Source organism: Mycobacterium sp. (assembly GCF_032161845.1).
Lineage (GTDB): Bacteria > Actinomycetota > Actinomycetes > Mycobacteriales > Mycobacteriaceae > Mycobacterium.
On the sequence record NZ_JAVRQA010000503.1, the window covers coordinates 1 to 6,057 of the forward strand.

At 63.6% G+C, this 6,057-nt stretch carries 8 protein-coding genes; 6 read left to right on the forward strand and 2 right to left on the reverse strand.

The window, feature by feature from the left end; genetic code table 11:
- From QOD90_RS27730 to QOD90_RS27755, 6 genes are all read left to right on the forward strand, one after another.
- The coding region (locus tag QOD90_RS27730) for an acyl-CoA carboxylase subunit beta (RefSeq protein WP_526355133.1) at positions 1-1,365 on the forward strand (1,365 nt) is incomplete at its 5' end.
- A 31-nt stretch (positions 1,366-1,396) separates the two neighbouring features.
- Positions 1,397-1,678: an acyl-CoA carboxylase epsilon subunit gene (locus QOD90_RS27735; protein WP_526355135.1), complete on the forward strand. Its 282-nt coding sequence runs from the start codon at positions 1,397-1,399 to the stop codon at positions 1,676-1,678.
- A 37-nt stretch (positions 1,679-1,715) separates the two neighbouring features.
- On the forward strand, positions 1,716-2,357 hold the full coding sequence (locus QOD90_RS27740; RefSeq protein ID WP_526355137.1) for a Maf family protein: 642 nt from the start codon (positions 1,716-1,718) through the stop codon (positions 2,355-2,357).
- Between the two features lie 126 nt (positions 2,358-2,483).
- Positions 2,484-3,176 (forward strand): FkbM family methyltransferase, encoded by a 693-nt coding sequence (locus tag QOD90_RS27745; protein WP_526355145.1) that lies wholly within the window; start codon positions 2,484-2,486, stop codon positions 3,174-3,176.
- Positions 3,177-3,220: 44 nt separating this feature from the next.
- A complete protein-coding gene (locus QOD90_RS27750; protein ID WP_526355139.1) occupies positions 3,221-4,105 on the forward strand; it encodes a sulfurtransferase in 885 nt (294 codons plus the stop codon).
- A 74-nt stretch (positions 4,106-4,179) separates the two neighbouring features.
- The gene (locus QOD90_RS27755) at positions 4,180-4,590 is read left to right on the forward strand and encodes a SufE family protein (protein WP_526355147.1); all 411 of its coding nucleotides are present in this window, start codon (positions 4,180-4,182) and stop codon (positions 4,588-4,590) included.
- 12 nt (positions 4,591-4,602) lie between these two features.
- On the opposite strand, the gene QOD90_RS27760 is transcribed toward QOD90_RS27755, so the two are convergent.
- On the reverse strand, positions 4,603-5,283 hold the full coding sequence (locus QOD90_RS27760) for an acyltransferase (protein WP_526355141.1): 681 nt from the start codon (positions 5,281-5,283) through the stop codon (positions 4,603-4,605).
- Positions 5,284-5,380: 97 nt separating this feature from the next.
- Positions 5,381-6,057: acyltransferase (locus QOD90_RS27765; protein WP_526355143.1), on the reverse strand; the 677-nt coding region annotated here is incomplete at its 5' end.

Below are 6,057 nucleotides of genomic sequence, written 5' to 3' on the forward strand. Positions count from 1 at the left end.
GACGGCGTGGTGACGGGCTACGGCACCATCGATGGTCGCGACGTCTGCATCTTCAGCCAGGACGCGACCGTCTTCGGCGGCAGCCTCGGTGAGGTCTACGGCGAGAAGATCGTCAAGGTTCAGGAGCTGGCACTCAAGACCGGCCGCCCGCTGATCGGCATCAATGACGGCGCGGGCGCCCGCATCCAGGAGGGCGTGGTCTCACTTGGCTTGTACAGCAAGATCTTTCGCAACAACATCCTGGCATCCGGCGTCATCCCCCAGATTTCGCTGATCATGGGCGCCGCCGCAGGCGGACACGTCTACTCCCCCGCACTCACCGACTTCGTCATCATGGTCGATCAGACCAGCCAGATGTTCATCACCGGACCGGACGTCATCAAGACGGTGACCGGCGAGGAAGTGACGATGGAGGAGCTGGGCGGCGCCCACACCCACATGGCCAAGTCGGGCACGGCGCACTACGTCGCCTCCGGCGAGCAGGACGCCTTCGACTACGTCCGCGACCTGCTCAGCTATTTGCCGCCGAACAGTGCGGCTGAACCGCCGCGCTACCCGGCGCCGCCGCATCCCGGCGCCATCGAGGACAATCTCACCGAAGAAGACCTCGAGCTCGACACCCTGATCCCCGATTCACCGAACCAGCCGTACGACATGCACGAGGTGATCACCCGCATCCTCGACGATGACGAGTTCCTCGAGGTGCAGTCCGGCTACGCAGGCAACATCGTCATCGGGTTCGGGCGGATCGACGGGCGCACCGTGGGGATCGTGGCGAACCAGCCCACCCAGTTCGCCGGCTGCCTGGACATCAACGCGTCGGAGAAGGCGGCCCGCTTCGTGCGGACGTGCGACTGCTTCAACATCCCGATCATCATGCTGGTGGACGTCCCGGGCTTCTTGCCTGGCACCGAGCAGGAGTACAACGGCATCATTCGCCGCGGCGCCAAGTTGCTGTACGCCTACGGCGAGGCAACCGTCGCGAAGATCACCGTCATCACCCGCAAGGCCTATGGCGGCGCCTACTGCGTGATGGGTTCCAAGGACATGGGCTGCGACGTCAACGTCGCATGGCCGACGGCACAGATCGCGGTGATGGGCGCGTCCGGCGCGGTTGGCTTCGTGTACCGCAGCCAGCTCAAGGAAGCGGCCCAGGAAGGCGCCGACGTCGACGCCCTTCGTCTTGAGCTCCAGCAGGACTACGAGGACACGTTGGTCAATCCATATGTCGCCGCCGAGCGGGGATACGTCGACGCCGTCATCCCGCCGTCGCACACCCGCGGCTACATCTCGGCAGCGCTGCGCCTGCTCGAACGCAAGATCGTGCAATTGCCACCCAAGAAGCACGGCAACATCCCGCTGTAACCGTCCCCGTCCCCCGAAGAACGGACCAGCCGTGTCAAGAGACGTCGACATCACCGAGATCTCCGACCCTCGAGAAATGACCATCGACGTGCCCGTCACGTCGTCGATTCCGGAGATCAAGGTCCTCAAGGGCAATCCGAGCGACGAAGATCTCGCCGCGCTGGTAACGGTGCTCGCCGGCAGTGGTGGCGGCCACTCGGAACCGGGCCCGCAGGAGCTCAACCTGTGGGGCCTCCCGGTGGACAAGCTGCGGTACTCCGCCGTCAGCTGGCAGCGCATCACCCAGTTGGAACGCGCGCACGTTCGGCGTTGATGAGCGCTTGCGCGAAGACAATCGGCGTTGATGAGCGGTGACGCGAGTTGTCCTGGCGTCAGCCTCACCTGGTCGCCTGAAGGTGCTGCGCCAGGCGGGAATCGATCCACTCGTGATCGTCTCCGATGTCGATGAGGATGCCGTCGCCGGGCGGTTGGCTTCCGACGCCGCGCCCGCAGAGGTCACCACCGCGTTGGGTACCGCCAAGGCCACTGCCGTCGCCCATGGGCTCGAGTCGGCGCTCGCCGCCGACTGCGTCGTCATCGGCTGCGATTCGATGCTTCACCACAACGGCAAGTTGGTGGGTAAACCCCATTCAGCCGACGCCGCGCGACGTCAGTGGCAGTTGATGGCAGGCACCGCGGGCGAGCTGCACACCGGACATTGCGTCATTCGAATGCGAGACGGTGCCGTCGTTCACCAATTCAGCGAATCAGCCTGTACCACAGTCGTTTTCGGTACTCCATCAGACCACGAGCTGGACGCCTACCTTCACAGCGGAGAGCCACTTCAGGTCGCCGGAGGATTCACCCTCGATGGTCTCGGCGGCTGGTTCGTCAACGCGGTGCACGGAGACCCGTCGGCGGTGATCGGGATCGGCCTGCCGCTGACGCGGCGGTTGCTGCACGACGCGGGGCTCTCGCTGGTGGACCTGTGGGCGGCCAATCCACTGCAGTGAGCGAACACGTTCACCGCGCCCCGTGGTTTGGCCAGCTATGGTGTTCACGTGCAAATTGGTGGCCGCGACGTCGGTAAGGTAGCAAAGGCACTATTCGAACGCAGGCATTATCATGCGGCGTTGAAGATGGTGCGGCTCTACGACCAACCGGTCCAGATGTTCCGTCGCTATCTGACCGAGGCTGGTGACTATCCGTTCACCGCTCGGGTAAAGACACCGTCCGGATTGCTGAGTCTGCAACTGTTCACTCCGCACGACGTGCTGACGGTGAACGAGATCTTCTGTCGGGAAGACTATCTTGCCGACGGTGATGACGAGGTCGTCGTCGACTTCGGCTCGAACATCGGTATCTCCGCGGCTTATTTTCTGTCGCGAGGACCCAAGGTGCACACGTACCTGTTCGAGCCGCTGCCCGCGAACATCGAACGTCTGCATACGAATCTTGACTCGTACCGTGACCGCTACACGCTCGAGCAGGTCGCGGTCGGGCCCGCCGACGGTGAAGTGGAATTCGGTTGGGAGGAAACTGGTCGATACGGCGGAGTCGGCGCGGCGACGGGTCAGACGATCGTCGTGAAGAGCCGCAACTCGACGACCGTTCTCGAAGAAGTGATCGCCAACAAGGGTCGAATCGACGTGCTGAAGGTAGACATCGAAGGACTCGAAGACACGGTGATCGGCGATATCCCAGAGACATTGGCGCGTCAGATCAACAAGATCTACGTCGAATACAACTTCGGGGTGAACCCGCTGGCAAGCACGCACGCCCTCACCCAGTATGGAGAGATCGCCCAGTTCGTGCGCCTGCCAGGAATCTGAGCCGGCCACGACCGTCACCCCGGAGGCTGGGTAGGCTCGGTGACGTGCCATTGCCTCCCGATCCGAGCCCCGAACTCCAGACCTACGCACACCCCGAGCGCCTGGTCACCTCCGACTGGCTGTCGTCGAACCTCAGCAGGCCTGGTTTGGCGGTAGTCGAATCCGACGAAGACGTACTGCTCTACGACGTGGGTCACGTGCCAGGTGCGGTGAAGATCGACTGGCATACCGACCTCAACGACCCTAGGGTGCGCGACTACATCGACGGCGAGCAGTTCGCAGCCCTGATGGACCGCAAGGGAATTGGCCGCGACGACACCGTCGTGATCTACGGCGACAAGAGCAACTGGTGGGCCGCCTACGCGCTGTGGGTCTTCACGCTCTTCGGTCACCCCGACGTCCGACTGCTCGACGGCGGCCGCGACTTGTGGATCTCCGACGGCAGGGACACGACGCTCGACGTGCCGTCGAAGGAGACCTCCGGGTACCCGATCGTGGAGCGAAATGATGCCCCGATCCGGGCCTACCGGGAGGACGTCCTCGGCATCGTGGGCAAGCAGCCGCTCATCGACGTTCGTTCACCGCAGGAGTACACGGGCGAACGGACGCACATGCCCAATTATCCCGAGGAAGGCGCACTGCGCGGCGGTCACATCCCCACCGCGGTATCGATTCCGGGGGGTAAGGCCGCCGACGAAAGCGGCCGGTTCCGCAAGCGCGATGAACTCGAGCAGCTGTATGCCTTCCTCGAGCCCGGCGACAAGACGGTGGTGTACTGCCGCATCGGCGAGCGTTCCAGCCACACCTGGTTCGTCCTGACGCATCTGCTCGGCCTGCCAGGGGTGCGCAACTACGACGGCTCTTGGACCGAATGGGGAAACACCGTGCGGGTGCCGATCGCCGTCGGAGACCAGCCCGGGGCACCATGACCGATAGTCGCTCGGGCGAGCCTCGCTCCGTGACCGATAGTCGCTCGGGCGAGCCTCGCTCCGTGACCGACTCGATGCCGCCACCGTTGGCCGAGGTGGTGTCGGACTTCAGCGACATGGTCGGTCAGGACAAGCTGACGTTGCTACTTGAGTTCGCCAACGAGCTACCCCCGTTACCGGCCGAACTCACCGAAGCCGCGATGGAACCGGTGCCGGAATGTCAGTCACCGCTGTTCCTGCACGTCGACGCGGCCGACCGGGACGAGGTCCGGTTGTTCTTCAGCGCTCCGGCCGAGGCGCCGACGACCCGAGGGTTCGCGTCGATTCTGGCCACTGGCCTGGATCACCAGTCCGCCGACGACATCCTCGCAGTACCCGACGACTTCTACGTCGACCTGGGGCTGGCGGCACTGATCAGCCCGCTGCGACTTCGCGGGATGTCCGCGATGCTGACCCGCATCAAGCGGCACCTCCGCGGGTCCTGAGCGATAGATCCGTCAGCCAAGTATCGGCTTGAACTTGCCGCTGTACTTGAGCGCCTCCGGGTCTCGCTTGCCGATCAACTTCGCGGGCACGCCGCCGACGATCTCGAGTTCGCCGACGTCCCGGTTGGTCACCGCGTGCGCGGCTACGACGGCCCCGCGGTGGAGGTGGCACGGGAGGATCATCGCGCGGCTGGCGATCCACACGTAATCCTCGATCACGATGGGAATGTGCGTCACCGGCAGGAAGTTCGGGTCGTTCACGTCGTGGCCGCCGCAGATGATGTGCGTGTCGCTGGCGATCACCACGTCGTCGCCGATCGCGAGGCCGGCGCGGCCATCCAACAGGCAGCGATTCCCGATGCAGGTGCGATCACCGATCGTCAGGTACTCGATGTCGTACACCGTCGTGCCACGCATGATGGCCGTGTCCTTGCCGATCGTCGCACCGAAAAGGCGAAGATAACCTTGGCGAACCGCATGAAACGGGATGTGGGTGACAACGCTGTTGAAGAACACCGCGGCCAGATAGTTGCGCACCGCCCGGTATTTGGTGCCGCCTTCTTGCACGCGATCGATGACCCGGCCGTCCGCGTCGAGGACCCACTGCGGCGCCGCTGGAATCTTCAGATTCGGATTTGCGGCTACCTTCCTGGCGATGTCTTCTGGGTCAGCAACAGCAGGTTGGCCAGCCACGCGCTCTCCTCTTCTCGATCAACGGCAGTTTCGCTTCGAATCTACCCGTCACCGCCGCACGGTCTTTCAGCGCTCCGGTATGGGGTTGGCGGAATGATCAGCCGTACTTCAGCGCATCCGGATCTCGCTTGCCGATCAGCTTGGCTGGCACGCCGCCGACCATTTCAAGTTCACCGACGTCCTTGTTCACGACCGCGTGCGCACCCACCACGGCTCCGCGGTGGATGTGCGATGGCAGGATCATCGCGCGACTGGCGATCCACACGTAGTCCTCGATCACGATGGGAAACGCCAGCGGCAGGAAGTCCGGATGGTTCACGTCGTGCCCGGCGCAGATGATGTGTGTATCGCTGGAGATCACCACGTCGTCACCGATCGCGAGGCCGCCTCGGCAATCCAGCAAGCAGCCGTTCCCGATGGAGGTGCGATCCCCAATGGTCAAGTACTCGATGTCCAGTACTCGCGTGCCGCGCATGATCGAGACGTCCTTGCCGACCGTTGCGCCGAAAAGGCGAAGGTAGCCCTGCCGGATGGCACGGAAGGGGAGGTATGTGACCGTGCCGTTGAAGAACATCGCGGCCAGATAGTTTCGTGCCTTCTGGTAGCTGGTCACGCCTTCTTGGACGTAGTCGACGACCCGGCTGTCGGCATCCAAGACCCATTGCGGCGGCGGCGGGATCTTGAGTTTCGGATTCGCGGCAATCTTTCTGGCGACGTCTTCCGGATCAACGGTGACGGGTTCAACGAACACCGGCAAATTCCTTTGCTTCGAGC